Consider the following 14381-nt stretch of genomic DNA (forward strand, 5'->3'; position numbering starts at 1 on the left):
GCCGCACGCGTCGTCGCCCGCCGAAGGCCGGGGCGCTTCGGGACGCTGCGCTACCGGTTGCGATATGGACCCTCGCCCTGAACCTGATCGTAGACACCGTGCCCGGTCCGGGCCCGGTAGGCCCGGCCGGCGATCTGGCCAGGCGTCGGCGGCGTGCCGGGCTGGGCGAAGCTGGTCTCGGGACGGTAGGCCGGCCCCCAACCGATCTCCTCGTCGCCGGCCGGGTCCTTACCCGGAAAGCCGGTAGCGTAGCCGACGCTCTGGGCCAGAGCCGGGGCGGTTGCCAGAACGAGCAGGGCTGCGAGGGTGAGGCGGAGCTGTGTCCTTGAACGCATCGTTGCAATGTCCCGAAGGTCGATCCGAAGCGTGGATCCTTTGCAAGGGAAACGCCGGACCGCGACACGCGTTCTGAGGGGGCGATTCCGTGTCGCGGGCGAGACCCCGGCCCATCGGTCGGCAACGGACGACGGTTCCCCGCGTAGACCGCGGTCGGCACGGAGAAGTCGCCATGGAGGATTGGAAGGCGGAGTTCCGGGCCGAGTTGCGGGCCATCGAGATCGCCACCGCCGACGCGGCCTCGGCGCTGTTGCCGGACCTGCTGCGACGCCTGCGCCGTCACGAGGCCGGGCTTGGCGGATCGGGATACCTCTCGCCCTATCGCCGCTGGCGGATCCGGCGCCTGACACGCGCCGTGGCGGATGCCCGCTGGCAGGTCGAGCAGGGCCGGCTGGCGCGGATGGGCGGCCTCGACACGAGTCGGTGACGCGCCGGCCGGCTCAGGCGGCGACCGACCTGCGACCGGCATTCCGGCCTGCGGCGACAGCGCGGCCGAGGCGGTCCGTCTGCTCGGGGGCCGGGGCCGGCAGGCGCACGAGGACGACGGTGCCGACCGTCTCCTCGGAGCGGATCCGGAGGGTGCCGCCGTGCAGTTCGACCATGGAGCGGGTGATCGCAAGCCCGAGCCCCGAGCCCTTGTGGCTGCGGGTCATCTGCGCCTCGACCTGGGTGAACGGCCGGCCGAGCCGGGCGAGGTCGGCGCGCGGAATCCCGATGCCGCTATCCTCGACGAACAGGTGCGTGCTGGCCCCCGCGCGGCGGACGCGCACCGCAATGCGGCCCCCGGCCGGTGTGAACTTCACGGCGTTCTGCACGAGGTTGGCCAGGATCTGCTGCATCGCGCTCGGATCGGCGAGAAGCTCGATCCCGGGCTGCACGTCGATGCCAACCGCGATCCCCTTTTCCCGGGCGACCGCCTCGACGAGGCCGAGCGCCGACGCGACGGCGGCATCGGCGGGGATCGTCCGCGGGTTCAGCCGCACCCGCCGCGCCTCGAGCCGGGCCATGTTGAGGATGTCGTCGATCATCGAGAGCAGGTGCGAGCCGCTTTCGCGGATGTCGCGGCAATACTCGGTGTAGCGGGGGGTACCGAGGGGACCGAGAACCGCGTTCTCCATCACGTCGGCGAAGCCGATGATCGCGTTGAGCGGCGTGCGCAGCTCGTGGCTCATATTGGCCAGGAACTCGGACTTGGCCTGGCTGGCGGCTTCGGCCGCGGCTTTCTGGTCGAGGTAGCGCTCAGCCAGGTCGGCGAGCTGCTGGGTCTGGAGCTCGAGGGTGCGGCGGGAGCGCTTGAGATCCTTGACGGTCTCGATCAGCTCGCGCTCCGAGGCCTGGAGCTGTTCCTGGTGGCGCTTCAGGCTGGTGATGTCGGTCCCGACCGAGACGTAGCCGCCGTCCTTGGTCCGGCGTTCGCTGATCTGCAGCCAGCGGCCGTCGGTCAACTCGGCCTCGAAGGTCCGGGCGGCCAGCCCGGTGAGCGCCAGGTTGGCCTCGGGGGATTCGCGTCGGACCTGGGGCAGCACGCCCCGGCCCATCACGTCGATGTAGCTCCGGCCCGATTGCGCGTCCTCGGGGCTGAGGGCGTGGAGGTGGCGGAACTTCGAATTGCACAGGACGAGGCGGTTGCCGGTATCCCACAGGACAAAGGCCTCCGAGATCGCCTCGACGGCGTCGCGCAGGCGCATGTCGGAGGCCGCGTTGGTCTCTTCCAGGGCCCGCTGCTCGGTGATGTCGGTGGCGATGCCGACGAGATGGCGGCCGCCATCGGTGGCGTCGGGCATCACCTCGGCCCGGGCGCGCAGCCAGACGTAGGCGCCGTCGGCTCCGCGCATCCGGAAGGCGTGATCGACGCAGGTTTGGTTGGCTGCGAGCCCCCGGGCGAGGCTGTAGAGGTCGCCGTCATCGGGGTGAACCAGCGCGTTCACCGCCCCGAAGGAGAGATATTCGTGCTGCCGCTGGTAGCCGAGCAGCGCGTACATGGAATCGGACCAGTAGATCCGGCCCCGGGCGATGTCCCAGTCCCAGAGCCCGCAGGCGCCGCGGCGCAGGGCGGTCTCCAGGCGACCGCGGATCTGCTCGCGGGCGCGGTCGGCGCGGGTCGCCTGCCGGCTCTGCAGCCCGTAGGCGAGGCCGACGCCGACGATCACCAGGATCGCGGCCGCGACCAGGACGATCTGGTCCCGGGCCCGGGCGCTCCAGCCGCGCATCAGCGGCTCGATCGGCTGAAGTACGGCGACCTGACCGGCCCCGTCCGGCAGGCTGTGGATCGCCGCCAGCACGCTCTCGCCGCCGGGCAGGTCGAGGGCCATGGCACCAGCGCGCTCGCCGAGGCCCGAGAGCGGCTCGCTCTCGCCGAGCACCTCGGCCAGGGTCATGGAGCCCGCGGGCAGCGGCGGGTGGGCGGCGGCGATGCGGGCATCCGGCCGGAGCAGCAGCAGGCGCCGCCCCGGGTGCCGCTCGCTCTCCGGCAGCAGCGCGCGCAGGTCGCCCGCCCGGCCGCCGGCCGACGTGATCGCCCGGGCAGCCAGCCGGGCGAAGCCCTCGACCTCGGCCTTGGCGCCGGCCAGGATCTCGGCCCGTTGGCCCTGGATGTGGAGCGCCGCGAGGCCGATCAGGCAGGCCAGGAACACCGCCAGGATGCCCGGCACGGCGTAGCGCAGCCACCGCTCGACCAGACCGAGCCGCGGATCCTGGACGCGCATCGGCCAGGAAACGGCAAGACTCGATTCCGCACGCGCGGAGAAGGAAGCGGAAGCCGCCTCCGGCATGGCCGAACCTCACCCTTGGGAACTGCGATCCGTCCGCGGCGTCTCGCGCGCCCCGAATCTGATTGAATACAACCATCTTCGAGGGGCGCTTGTCCACGGATTTTTTACCATTCGGCCTTGACGCACCCCCTGGGTTAGGACTCGGCCAGAGAATCGTTTTCTACCGCAAGTTCAGTATCTTAGCCGCCTCCGAGGGTGCGCGCGACGATGTCCGCGGAGTCCCGCGAGAGGCCCGGGATGGCCTTGATCCGATTAAGCATTTCGCCGGCTTTGGCAGCCCGCGATTTTTCCAGCCGACGCCAGGATCCGAAGGCCGTCAGGAGCCGTGCGGCAACCTGTGGGTTGGCCGAATCGAGGGCTGCGACCGTATCGGCGACGAGCGAAAAACCCGCGCCATCGGCCCGCGCGAACTGAGTCGGATTGCCGAAAGCGAAGCTTCCCACCACCGCGCGGACCCGATTCGGGTTGGTCATGGTGAAAGCCGGGTGGGCCTTCAACCGGGCGATTCGGTCCAGGGTCCCGGGTTCGGGGATCTGAGCCTGGATGGCGAACCACTTGTCGAGCACGAGCGGCTCGTCGGCGAAGCGCTCCGCGAAGCCCGCCAGCGCCTCCTCCCGGGCCTGACCGGGGATCAGCGCCAGGATCCCGAGCGCTGCCAACCGGTCGGTCATGTTGGTGGCGCGCGCCAGACGGTCCGCGGCGCGCGATGCCCCGGTCTCGGGGTCGCCGGCCGCGATCAGGTCGAGGGCGGCGTTGCGCAGGGATCGGCGCCCGGCCGACGCCGCGTCCGGGCTGTAGGCCGCGTCGTCGGCCGCCGCGAGGGCGGCGTCGAGCCGCTCCAGGCGCGGCCGCAGGACTTGGCCCAGATGCGCCCGCAGCGCGAACCGCGCCCGGTGGATCGCGTCGGGATCGACGTCCGACAGCAGCGCGTCCGCGGCCTCACCCTCGCTCGGCAGGGCCAGGACCAGGGCCGCGAAGGCCGGATCGGACAGCGCCTCGCTGTCCAGAAAGCGGCCGAGCGCCTCCGCGAACGCGTAGGCGCGGGCCGGATCGGGCTCAAGGATGAGGCGGAGGGCCACGTCCTGCGCCGCCTGCCAGCGGTTGAACGGATCGCTGTCCTGCGCGAGCAGCCGCATGCGCTGGGCGTCGGTGAGCGCGAGATCCAGGCGCACCGGGGCGGAGAAGTCGCGCATCAGCGACGGCACCGGCTCCTCGGTGACGCCGTCGAACACGATCTCGGCTTCGGCCCGGTCGAGGACGAAGATTCCGTCACGCACATCCGGACAGGTCGCACCCGAGAGCGGTCCCGCGGCGCCGACGAGCCCGAGCGCCACCGGGATCACCAGCGGCGGCGTGTCCCGGCCGCCCTCGCCGGGCAGGCTCTGGGTGAACCGCAGGGTGCAGCGGGACGCAGCCGGATCGTACGCCATCGTCGCCGTCAGGCGCGGCGTTCCGGGCCGCTCGTACCAGCGGGCGAAGGCCGAGAGGTCGCGGCCCGTCACCGCGGCGAAGGCGGCCAAGAAGTCCTCGACGGTGGCGGCGCGGCCGTCATTGTCGGCGAAGTAGCGGTCCATGCCGGCCCTGAACGCGTCTGCGCCGATCAGCGTGCGCAGCATCCGGACGATCTCGGCGCCCTTGTCGTAGACGGTCGCCGTGTAGAAGTTGTTGATCTCGGCATAGGCGCGTGGCCGCACGGGGTGGCGGAGGGGGCCCGCATCCTCGGGGAACTGCCGCGCCCGCAGGGACCGGACCTCGGCGATCCGGTGGACCGGCCGGGAGCGCATGTCGGAGGAGAATTCCTGGTCGCGGAAGACCGTCAGCCCCTCCTTGAGGCAGAGCTGGAACCAGTCCCGGCAGGTGACCCGGTTGCCCGACCAGTTGTGGAAATACTCGTGGGCGATGATCGCCTCGATCGCCGCGTAATCGCCGTCGGTGGCGGTCTCCGGACTCGCGAGGACGTACTTGTCGTTGAAGATGTTGAGGCCCTTGTTCTCCATGGCGCCCATGTTGAAGTCGGACACGGCGACGACGTTGAACGCGTCGAGGTCATAGGGACGGCCGAAGGCGGTCTCGTCCCAGCGCATCGAGCGGATCACCGCATCGAGGGCGTAGCCGGCGCGGTCCTCCTTGCCGGGCTCGACGTAGACCGCGCAGGTGACGGCGCGCCCCTCCATCGTGGTGAAGCGCGTCTCGACCTGGCCGAGCCGGCCGCCGACCAGGGCGAATAGGTAGGCGGGCTTCGGGTGCGGGTCGTGCCAGATCGCAAAATGCCGATCGGTCCCGGCGGAACCGGATTCGACGAGGTTGCCGTTGCCGAGCAGAACCGGAGCCTCGGCCCGATCCGCCTCGATCCGGGTGGTGTACACCGCCATGACGTCGGGGCGGTCGAGGAAGTATGTGATCCGCCGGAAGCCGTCGGCCTCGCACTGGGTGCAGTAGACCCCGTTCGACCGGTAGAGGCCCATCAGCTTGGTGTTGGCGGTCGGGTCGATCTCGGTGACGAGCCGCAGGCTGAACGGCTGCCCGGGTGGTGCGTGGAGGCCGAAGCCCGATGGCGTGGCCGTGTACGCATCCGCGGCGAGCGCCGCGCCGTCGAGGGCGACCGAGACCAGCCGGAGGTCGTCACCGTCGAGATGAAGCGGCGCGCCCGCGCGGCCGGCCGGGTTCGGACGCAGGGCCAGGGTCGCGTCGATCCGCGTGGCGTGCGGATCCAGACGGATGTCGAGGTCGACGCGATCGATCAGGTAGTCGCTCGGCCGGTATTCCTCCAGGCGGATCAGCGGCGGCGTCTCGGTACGCATTCGGCTCTCTCTCCGATCGGGGGCCGACCCGTTCTGGTCCCTCGCGCGGCCCGGCGCAACGCGGTCGCGGAGCGCGGACTGATGATCGGAGAAGCTCAGCGCATCGCCCCCGGGGGTCAGGACGACCTGGCGGCGACGGCCTTCAGCCGCCACAGTCCGCCGATCAGCCCGAGGTTGATGATGGCCAACAGCGCCAGAAGGCCCCACAGGGCGTCGGGCCCGATCCGCACCAGCAGGAAGGCGCCGAGCGGCGGCGCCATAGCCTGAGCCACCAGCGCGGGCCGGGCCAGCCGGCCGACGAGCCCGGCATAATGGTCGGGCCCGAACAGCACGAGGGGCACGGTACCGCGCGCGATCGAGTAGACGCCGTTGCCGGCGCCATAGATCATCAGGGCGAGGCCGATCACCGGCTCGTGCGACGCCAGCAGCAGCAGCCCGCAGGCGACCAGCGCGAAGGCGGCGGTCAGCGTCCAGAGCGGGTGATGCCGGCCCCGGTTGGCGATCTCGATCAGCCGCGCGGCGACCTGCGACGGCCCGATCAGGCCTCCATACGCGACGGCGGCGGCGAGGGTGACGCCCCGGGCCTGCAGCAGGGTCAGCAGGTGCACCGAGACCAGCGCCATGATGGTGCCGCCGAGCACCAGCACGCCGGCCATCAGCAGGAAGGCCCGGACTTGCCGCGGCGTCAGCGGTACGACGGGCGCCCCTTGCCCGGTCGTCACCACCGCCGGGGGAGGGGCCGGCGGGATCAGCGCGAGGACCAGCGGCAGCGACACCGTCAGGTGCAAGCCGGCATAGGCGAAGCAGGTCTCCCGCCAGCCGACCTGCGCGACCAGGAACGCCGTGAGCGGCCAGCACACGGTGCTGGCGAAGCCGCCAACCAGCGTCAGAGCCGTGATCGCGGACCGCGCCTCGGCGCGGTACAGGCGTCCCAGGGTTGCGTAGGCGGGATCGTACAGGCCGCAACCCATGCCGAGGCCGAGGATCAGCCATCCGGCCAGGAAGACCGGCAGGGTGGGGGACAGGCCCAGCACCATGAGGCCGGCCGCGAGCAGCAGGGCTGCCAGCGCCAGGACCGGGCGCCCCCCGCGCGCCTGGATGACGCGCCCGACGCGCGGCGACACCGCGGCTGCGACCAGCAGGCCGAGGGACAGGCCGCCGACGATCCAGGCCAGCGGCCATCCGGTATCCCGGGCGATCGGCTTGGCCATCACGGCCGGGAGGTAGTAGGTCGAGCCCCAGGCGAGGATCTGCACGACGCCCAGCGCGGAGATCACCGGCCAGCGGCGGGTCCGATCGGCCACCGGATCATCCCGTCCCGAGCAGGGGCAGCCACAGGGCCAGGGCCAGCAGGGCGACGAGCAGCACAGGCACGGTGATGACGAGACCGATCCGCATGTACTGGCCCCAGCCGATCCGCTGTCCCTTGCTCGCCAGAACGTGCAGCCACAGCAGCGTCGCGAGGCTGCCGATCGGGGTGAATTTCGGGCCGAGGTCGCAGCCGATCACGTTGGCGTAAATCATCAGTTCGCGCATCAGCGGCGGCAGGTCGGGCGCCTGCTGGATCGCCAGCGCACCGATGAGCACGCTCGGCATGTTGTTCATGACCGAGGACAGGATCGCGGCGCCGAAGCCCGCCCCGAGCGTCGCCGCGAGCGGCCCGTAACCGGCGAGCCAGACCAGGCCGCCGCCCAGCGCATCGGTCAGCCCGGCATTCCGGAGCCCGTAGACCACCAGGTACATGCCGAGGCTGAACAGCACGATCTGCCACGGCGCGCCGGCCAGCACCTTGCGGATCGGGATGCGGCCGCCCCTCCGGGCGAGGAGCAGGAGCATGGCCGCGCCCGCGCAGGTGACCACCGAGACCGGCACCCCGAACGGCGCCGTGACGAAGTAGGCCCCGAGCAGCAGGCCGAGCAGCGGGAACGCCGCCCGGAACAGCAGCGGGTCGCGGATCGCGTCACGGGGCGGTTCCAGCTGGTCGACCGGGTAGGTGACCGGCAGCGCGGACCGAAAATACAGCCCCAACACCAGAAGCGTGGCGGCGAGCGACACCAGATCGACCGGCACCATCACGGCGGCGTAACGCCCGAAGGTGATGGCGAAGAAGTTCGCCGAGACGATGTTGACCAGGTTGGAGATCACCAGCGGCAGGCTGGTGGAATCCGCCACGAATCCGCAGGCGACGATGAAGGCCAGGGCGGCCTGCGGCTTGAACGCGAGCTTCAGCAGGATCGCCAGCACGATCGGCGTCAGCAGCAGCGCCGCCCCGTCATTGGCGAACACGGCCGCGATGGCGGCGCCCAGCACCACCACCAGGGGGAACAGACGCCGGCCCCGCCCACCGCCCCATCGGGCGACGTGCAACGCCGCCCAGTGGAAGAAGCCGGCCTCGTCCAGCAGCAGCGAGATGACGATCAGGGCCACGAAGGTGAAGGTCGCGTCCCAGACGATGTGCCAGACCACCGGCACGTCGGCCGGCTGGATCACCCCCGTGGCGAGGGCCACGCCCGCACCGACCAGGGCGCTCCAGCCGATCCCGAATCCCCCCGGCTGCCAGATGACGAAAATCAGGGTGACGACGAAGATGGCGAGCGCGAGCATGCGGACGGGAATCTTTCCAGCGCCGAGTCAGGCGAGACCGACGCGGCGGCCGATTTCGTCCACCACCGGCTCGCCGTCTTCCTTGACGAACGCGCCCTGCTGCTGCGGCAGCAGATCGAGCACCCGCTCGGACGGTCGGCACAGCCGCACACCCTTGGGGCTGACCACGAACGGCCGGTTGAGCAGGATAGGGTGCGCCTGGATGGCATCCAGCAGCTGCTCGTCGGTCAGGGACGGGTCGGCGAGGCCGAGTTCGGCATAGGGCGTGCCCTTCTCGCGCAGCGCGTCTCGAACCGTGAGGCCGGCGCGGGCGAGGAGCTGCTTGAGCAGCGCCCGGGCGGGCGGGGTCTTGAGGTACTCGACGACGTGCGGTTCGATGCCGGCGTTGCGGATCATCGCCAGCGTGTTGCGCGCGGTGCCGCAATCCGGGTTGTGGTAGATCACAACGTCGAAGGCGCGATCAGGCATGGTCCACCTCGTTGGTTCCGGAGCCGCAGGCGGCCAGCGCGGGCGCGCAGATCTCGGGGTGCCCTTGGCAGCAATCCGTCATGAGAAATGCGATCAGGCTGGCGAGAATTGGGTAGGCGACGCTGTAGATGATCGAGCGCCCAGCCCGCCGGGACCCGATCAGCCCCGCCTGCTGCAGCTCCTTCAGATGGAAGGAGATGGTGGAGGCGGAGACCCCGATGGCGTTAGCGAGTGCGCCCGAGGCCATGCCGTCCGGGCCGGCCTTCACCAGCGCCCGGAGCGCCCGCAGCCGGTGCTCCTGACCCAGCGCCATGAAGGCCGCGAGGGCTTGCGGTTCGTCCATTTTCGTTTCAACAATCAAACGATAGTACGAACATATGAGAATGTCTGCCCGTGGACAAGCCCGCCCAACCGTTTGACGACGGCCTCCCGAATTTGAGCCGGCCGCATTTCGCGGTGCCGACCTCCGGTCAGCTCGCGGTGGCGCAACCCTTCGCGCACGCGCCGCGCTTCCTGATCCTCTACGGCTCGCTGCGGGAGCGCTCGTTCAGCCGCTTCCTTGCCTACGAGGCAGCCCGCCTCCTCGAAGCCATGGGCGGCGAGGTCCGGATCTACGACGCGCACGGCCTGCCGCTGCCCGACGATTCCACCGCCGACCACCCGAAGGTGCAGGAGTTGCGCGCGCTCTCGCTGTGGTCGGAGGGGCAGGTCTGGGTCTCGCCGGAGCGCCACGGCACTCTCACCGGCGTGATGAAGAGCCAGATCGACTGGCTGCCGCTCAGCGAAGGTTCGGTGCGGCCGACGCAGGGGCGTACCCTGGCCGTGATGCAGGTCTCGGGCGGCTCGCAGAGCTTCAACGCGGTCAACAGCCTGCGCCTCCTCGGCCGCTGGATGCGGATGATCACCATCCCCAACCAATCCTCGGTGCCGATGGCCTACAAGGAATTCGACGAGGCCGGCCGGATGATGCCGGGGCCGCTCTACGAGCGCGTGGTCGATGTCTGCGAGGAGTTGATGAAGTTCACGCTGCTGACCCGCGAGCGGGCCGACTATCTCGTCGACCGCTACAGCGAGCGAAAGGAGCGGGAGCCGGAGCGGCTGCGGGCGGTGGCGGCCGATATCGCCATGGGCAAGCCATGACCGGCCCGGGCGGCCTACTCGGCCGGGGGCGCGCGCTCTAGCTAGGACGGAGGCCGGCTCCGCCGGTCATGTTCGTTTCCGCAGAGGGCGTCGCGACGGCCCTCGCTCCGACAGAGGGATAGCCGCCTTATGGAATACCTCCACACCATGGTCCGGGTGGCCGATCTCGACCGGGCGCTCGCCTTCTACGTCGACGCGTTCGGCCTGAAGGAAGTCCGCCGCGTCGAGAACGAGAAGGGCCGCTTTACCTTGGTCTTCCTGGCCGCCCCCGGGGATGTCGAGCGGGCCCAGGCGACCAAGTCGCCGCTGGTCGAGCTGACCTACAACTGGGACCCGGAGACCTATACCGGCGGCCGCAACTTCGGGCACTTAGCCTACCAGGTCGACGACATCTACGCGTTCTGCGCCCAGCTCCAGGACAAGGGCGTGACCATCAGCCGTCCGCCCCGCGACGGCCACATGGCCTTCGTGAAGTCGCCGGACGGCATCTCAATCGAGATCCTGCAGAAGGGCGGCGCCAAGGAGCCGCAGGAGCCGTGGACGTCGATGGAGAACACCGGCAGCTGGTAATCCACCCGCGACTCTTGACCCGGACGGCGGCGCGGGCGCATCTGCCCGCGGATCAGCCGGCCGGGCGGCCGCTCCGGGCGCATCGACGTCCGGGGAGGAAAGTCCGGGCTCCATGGAGAGACGGTGCCGGATAACGTCCGGCGGGGGCGACCCCAGGGACAGTGCCACAGAGAGCAGACCGCCCCGGATGCGTCCGGGGTCAGGGTGAAAGGGTGCGGTAAGAGCGCACCGCGGACGCGGCAACGCGGACGGCACGGCAAACCCCACTGGGAGCAAGACCGAATAGGGGCGGCGCGCCCTTCGCGAGAAGGGCAGGCCCGCTCTCCAGGCCAGTCGCCCGGGTTGGTTGCTCGAGGCGGTCGGCAACGACCGTCCCAGAGGAATGGCCGCCACGTCGGCGCGCGCGAGCGCTCCGGCCTTACAGAACCCGGCTTATAGGCCGGCTGATCCAACTCCCCCCGGACCCGTGCGCCGCGGCGATCGCGCGGTAGCTCTACAGGCTCCGCGACGCGCAAAATTCGCGCCCGGCAAAAACCTTCGGTTAACCGTACCGGGGTCAGATCGGTCGGCTCGCCAGCGCCAGGCTCGCGCGTTGACGATCCTCCGAGGCCCATGATACCCGGCATCCTCCCGTCAACGGCGTGTATCGGATCGCCGGGCGTAACCTGCACAGGTGCAGGTCCCGTCCGTGCGCGGCGTTTCGCGCGCTCCGCATCCGGTGCCGTTCCCGTCACGCGCGCCGCGCTCGCGCGGCCCGGCACAGGGCACCATGAGACGCACGAGCCGCATCCGCGCCGGACTCTCCGGATCGCGCCGAACCCCCGACTGTCCCCGCACCGGCCCGGCGAGGCGCGCATGATCCGGCGCCGCCCCCCGGCCGAGACGGCGTCCGCGCACCGCGACGGCCCCGCCGCCTCCGGCCAGCCCCACGTGCCGGTGCTGCTCGCCGAAGTCGTCGAGTCGCTCAAGCTCGACGGCGGCGTCGCCGTCGACGGCACCTTCGGAGCCGGCGGCTACACCCGCGCTCTGCTGGCGGCCGATCCGACGCTTAAGGTGATCGGCATCGACCGCGACCCGCGGGCGATCGCCGGCGGGCAGGCCCTGGTCTGCGAGGCCGGCGGGCGCCTGCGCCTCGTCCCGGGCCGGTTCGGCGACCTCGACGCGCTGCTTACCGAGGCCGGCGAAGGCCAGGTCGCCGGCATCGTGCTCGATATCGGCGTCTCGTCGATGCAGCTCGACACCCCGGAGCGGGGCTTCTCGTTCCGCAGCGACGGGCCCCTCGACATGCGCATGGGCGGCGACGGCCCCAGCGCTGCGGACCTCGTGAACGAGGCCGACGAGACCGTGCTGGCCGACATCATCTATCATTACGGCGAGGAGCGGCGCTCGCGGGCCGTGGCCCGGACCATCCACGAGGCCCGCCGCCGCGGCCGGATCGAGACCACCGCCCAGCTCGCCGAGTTGGTCGCCGGCGTGGTCTGGGTCGAGCCCGGCAGCCACATCCATCCCGCGACCCGGACCTTCCAGGGCCTGCGGATCGCCGTGAACGACGAGCTCGGCGAGCTGGTCCGCGCGCTCCACGCAGCCGAGCGGGTCCTGGCCCCGGGCGGACGGCTCGCCGTGGTGACGTTCCATTCGCTGGAAGACCGGATCGTCAAGCAGTTCTTCGCCGCCCGCAGCGGTCGCGCCGCCCAGGGCTCGCGCCACCTGCCGGGCGGCCAAGCCGAGACGATCCGCAGCTTCCGCCTCGTCACCAAGGGTCCGGTCCTGCCGGGCGAGGCCGAGATCGCCCGCAACCCGCGCGCCCGCTCGGCCAAGCTGCGGGCCGCGGAGCGCACCGAATCCGACCTGCCCGAACCGCTCGCGGCGCTCCACGCGCTCGCGAGCCTGCCAGACACCGCCCGCGGGGGCCATCGCCGATGATCCGCCTGCTGAACCTCCTGGCGGTCGCCGGCCTCGTGGCCTCGGCGATCTACGCCTACTCGATCAAGTACGACACGCTTTACCAGGGCGGTCAGGTCTCGAAGCTGCAGACCGCCCTGCACAAGGAGCGGCAGGCGATCGCGGTGCTGCGCGCCGAGTGGCAGCTCCTGACCCGGCCGGACCGGCTGCAGGCGGCGGTGGACAAGCACCTCGCGCTGGAGCCGATCGGCACTAGCCACCTGGCCCGCCTGTCGGACCTGCCCGCCCGCCCCGAGCGCGGCGACGAGATCGGCCGGCTGCTCGCCGCAACCGCGACTCCCAAGGACAAGGGCGGGATCGAGCCGCGCACCACCGGCTCGATCACCCGCACCGTCACCACGACCCGCACCCCGAATACCGCTTCGAGGTAATCATCCGTGTCCGAAGACGCCGACCAGATCAGAGACGCGGCAGCCGAGGCGCAGATCTCGGAACACCCTGTCCCGGAGCCCGACGCACCGGCGCACGATGCGCCGCACTTCGCCGTGTCGGAGCAGGATGCGGCGGCGCTCGAGGCCGCCGCCCGGGCGCTGCACCCGGACATGCGTGCCGCCCGCGCCAAGGCGTTCGTGCGGAGCATGTTCCGGCTCGCCATCGAGCGCTCGCACATGCGCGTCGCCCTGGTCGGGCTGGTGTTCGTCGCGGTGTTCGGGACGATCTCGGCCAAGCTGCTGATGATGGCGGTGTTCGGCGATCCGCCCAGCCAGGAGCACCGGGTCGCGGCCGCATCCTCGACGGCGTTCCGGCCCGACATCGTCGACCGCAACGGCGAGATCCTGGCCACCGACATCCGCACCGTCTCGGTCTTCGCCGAGCCCGGCAACATCTACGACAAGGACGAGGCGGTGGAGCTGCTCACCGCGGTCCTGCCGGAACTCAATGCCTCCGAGCTGCGCGCCAAGCTGTCCTCGCGCAAGGACAAGAAGGGCGCGGGCTTCGTCTGGGTGAAGCGCGAGCTGACGCCCAAGCAACAGGCCGAGGTCCACCGGCTCGGCATCCCGGGCATCGGCTTCCTGCCGGACCACAAGCGGGTCTACCCGAACGGCGTCGCCGCCGCCCACATCCTGGGCGCGACCAACCTCGACGGCGTCGGCATCGCCGGCATGGAGAAGTACATCGACTCGACCGGCCTCCAGGCGCTCAACAGCTTCGGGCTGGTCAGCAAGCAGGCAGACCTGAAGCCGGTGCAGCTCTCCATCGATCTGCGCGCCCAGTTCGCCGTGCGCGACGAGCTGGCCTGGGGCATCGACCACTTCAAGGCCAAGGCCGGCGCCTCGATGATCCTCGACGTCAAGACCGGTGAGGTCATCGCCCTGGTGTCGATGCCGGACTTCGATCCGAACGACCCGAAGGACGCGCTCTCGCCCGACCGGATCAACCGCATGAATGTCGGCGTCTACGAGATGGGCTCGACCTTCAAGGCGATGACGCTGGCCATGGCGCTGGATTCCGGCAAGTACAACGTCAACTCGACCTTCGACACCCGCGGCGGCGTGCTGAACTGGGGCCGGCAGAAGATCCACGAGTATCACGGCACCAACCGGGTCATCACCATGCCGGAAGTGTTCACGCACTCGTCGAACATCGGCTCGGCCAAGATGGCGCTCGGCGTCGGCGTGCCCGGCCACAAGGCCTTCCTGAAGAAGATGGGTCTGCTCGACCGGCTGCGCACGGAGCTGCCCGAGAGCGCGGCCCCGATCGTCCCGTCGCGCTGGACCGAGATCAACAC

At 70.7% G+C, this 14381-nt stretch carries 13 protein-coding genes and 1 other RNA gene; 7 read left to right on the forward strand and 7 right to left on the reverse strand.

Translation table 11 applies throughout. The features are described 5' to 3' along the window. Nucleotides 1-50: 50 nt before the first annotated feature. Nucleotides 51-335: a hypothetical protein gene (locus FV233_RS07870; protein ID WP_147856825.1), complete on the reverse strand. Its 285-nt coding sequence runs from the start codon at nt 333-335 to the stop codon at nt 51-53. 173 nt (nt 336-508) lie between these two features. On the opposite strand from FV233_RS07870, the gene FV233_RS07875 reads away from it, so the two are divergent. Continuing rightward, a complete protein-coding gene (locus FV233_RS07875; protein WP_147856824.1) occupies nt 509-763 on the forward strand; it encodes a hypothetical protein in 255 nt (84 codons plus the stop codon). 13 nt (nt 764-776) lie between these two features. Here the strand turns inward: FV233_RS07875 and FV233_RS07880 are convergent, their stop codons facing one another. The 6 genes from FV233_RS07880 to FV233_RS07905 all read right to left on the reverse strand — a co-directional run bounded on the left by FV233_RS07880 (nt 777) and on the right by FV233_RS07905 (nt 9323). After that, nucleotides 777-3107, reverse strand: coding sequence for a PAS domain-containing sensor histidine kinase (locus FV233_RS07880; protein WP_147897147.1), 2331 nt, complete (start codon nt 3105-3107; stop codon nt 777-779). Nucleotides 3108-3286: 179 nt separating this feature from the next. Next, nucleotides 3287-5908 carry an aminopeptidase N gene (gene pepN / locus FV233_RS07885; protein WP_147897148.1) on the reverse strand — a complete coding sequence of 874 codons (2622 nt, stop codon included), beginning with the start codon at nt 5906-5908 and terminating at the stop codon, nt 3287-3289. Nucleotides 5909-6024: 116 nt separating this feature from the next. Next, entirely contained in the window at nt 6025-7212 is a 1188-nt protein-coding gene (locus tag FV233_RS07890) for an MFS transporter (RefSeq protein ID WP_147855463.1), read from the reverse strand. A gap of 4 nt (nt 7213-7216) precedes the next feature. After that, nucleotides 7217-8512, reverse strand: coding sequence for an arsenic transporter (locus FV233_RS07895; RefSeq protein WP_147855464.1), 1296 nt, complete (start codon nt 8510-8512; stop codon nt 7217-7219). Nucleotides 8513-8539: 27 nt separating this feature from the next. Then, nucleotides 8540-8980 (reverse strand): arsenate reductase (glutaredoxin), encoded by a 441-nt coding sequence (gene arsC / locus FV233_RS07900; RefSeq protein ID WP_147855465.1) that lies wholly within the window; start codon nt 8978-8980, stop codon nt 8540-8542. Continuing rightward, the gene (locus FV233_RS07905; RefSeq protein ID WP_147855466.1) at nt 8973-9323 is read right to left on the reverse strand and encodes a metalloregulator ArsR/SmtB family transcription factor; all 351 of its coding nucleotides are present in this window, start codon (nt 9321-9323) and stop codon (nt 8973-8975) included. The genes arsC and FV233_RS07905 overlap by 8 nt, the downstream gene beginning before the upstream one ends. Before the next feature lie 50 nt (nt 9324-9373). On the opposite strand from FV233_RS07905, the gene arsH reads away from it, so the two are divergent. From arsH to FV233_RS07935, 6 genes are all read left to right on the forward strand, one after another. Continuing rightward, nucleotides 9374-10120: an arsenical resistance protein ArsH gene (gene arsH, locus FV233_RS07910; protein WP_147855467.1), complete on the forward strand. Its 747-nt coding sequence runs from the start codon at nt 9374-9376 to the stop codon at nt 10118-10120. A gap of 129 nt (nt 10121-10249) precedes the next feature. Further along, nucleotides 10250-10690, forward strand: coding sequence for a VOC family protein (locus FV233_RS07915; protein ID WP_147897149.1), 441 nt, complete (start codon nt 10250-10252; stop codon nt 10688-10690). A 52-nt stretch (nt 10691-10742) separates the two neighbouring features. Then, an RNA gene (gene rnpB / locus FV233_RS07920) (RNase P RNA component class A) lies at nt 10743-11141 on the forward strand. Nucleotides 11142-11545: 404 nt separating this feature from the next. After that, entirely contained in the window at nt 11546-12613 is a 1068-nt protein-coding gene (gene rsmH, locus FV233_RS07925; protein ID WP_147897150.1) for a 16S rRNA (cytosine(1402)-N(4))-methyltransferase RsmH, read from the forward strand. Next, a complete protein-coding gene (locus FV233_RS07930) occupies nt 12610-13023 on the forward strand; it encodes a hypothetical protein (RefSeq protein ID WP_147856841.1) in 414 nt (137 codons plus the stop codon). Before rsmH ends, FV233_RS07930 begins: the two co-directional genes overlap by 4 nt. 6 nt (nt 13024-13029) lie before the next feature. Beyond that, the coding region (locus FV233_RS07935; protein WP_147897151.1) for a penicillin-binding protein 2 at nt 13030-14381 on the forward strand (1352 nt) is incomplete at its 3' end.

Origin of the sequence: Methylobacterium sp. WL7, assembly GCF_008040085.1 — a bacterium.
Classification (GTDB): domain Bacteria; phylum Pseudomonadota; class Alphaproteobacteria; order Rhizobiales; family Beijerinckiaceae; genus Methylobacterium; species Methylobacterium mesophilicum.

What these genes read in the sequence shown, in the direction of transcription:
- FV233_RS07870 (WP_147856825.1), bottom strand. Translation starts at nt 335, where the DNA reads ATGCGTTCAAGGACACAGCTCCGCCTCACCCTCGCAGCCCTGCTCGTT.
- FV233_RS07875 (WP_147856824.1), top strand. Translation starts at nt 509, where the DNA reads ATGGAGGATTGGAAGGCGGAGTTCCGGGCCGAGTTGCGGGCCATCGAG.
- FV233_RS07880 (WP_147897147.1), bottom strand. Translation starts at nt 3,107, where the DNA reads ATGCCGGAGGCGGCTTCCGCTTCCTTCTCCGCGCGTGCGGAATCGAGT.
- pepN (WP_147897148.1), bottom strand. Translation starts at nt 5,908, where the DNA reads ATGCGTACCGAGACGCCGCCGCTGATCCGCCTGGAGGAATACCGGCCG.
- FV233_RS07895 (WP_147855464.1), bottom strand. Translation starts at nt 8,512, where the DNA reads ATGCTCGCGCTCGCCATCTTCGTCGTCACCCTGATTTTCGTCATCTGG.
- arsC (WP_147855465.1), bottom strand. Translation starts at nt 8,980, where the DNA reads ATGCCTGATCGCGCCTTCGACGTTGTGATCTACCACAACCCGGATTGC.
- FV233_RS07905 (WP_147855466.1), bottom strand. Translation starts at nt 9,323, where the DNA reads ATGGACGAACCGCAAGCCCTCGCGGCCTTCATGGCGCTGGGTCAGGAG.
- FV233_RS07915 (WP_147897149.1), top strand. Translation starts at nt 10,250, where the DNA reads ATGGAATACCTCCACACCATGGTCCGGGTGGCCGATCTCGACCGGGCG.
- rsmH (WP_147897150.1), top strand. Translation starts at nt 11,546, where the DNA reads ATGATCCGGCGCCGCCCCCCGGCCGAGACGGCGTCCGCGCACCGCGAC.
- FV233_RS07930 (WP_147856841.1), top strand. Translation starts at nt 12,610, where the DNA reads ATGATCCGCCTGCTGAACCTCCTGGCGGTCGCCGGCCTCGTGGCCTCG.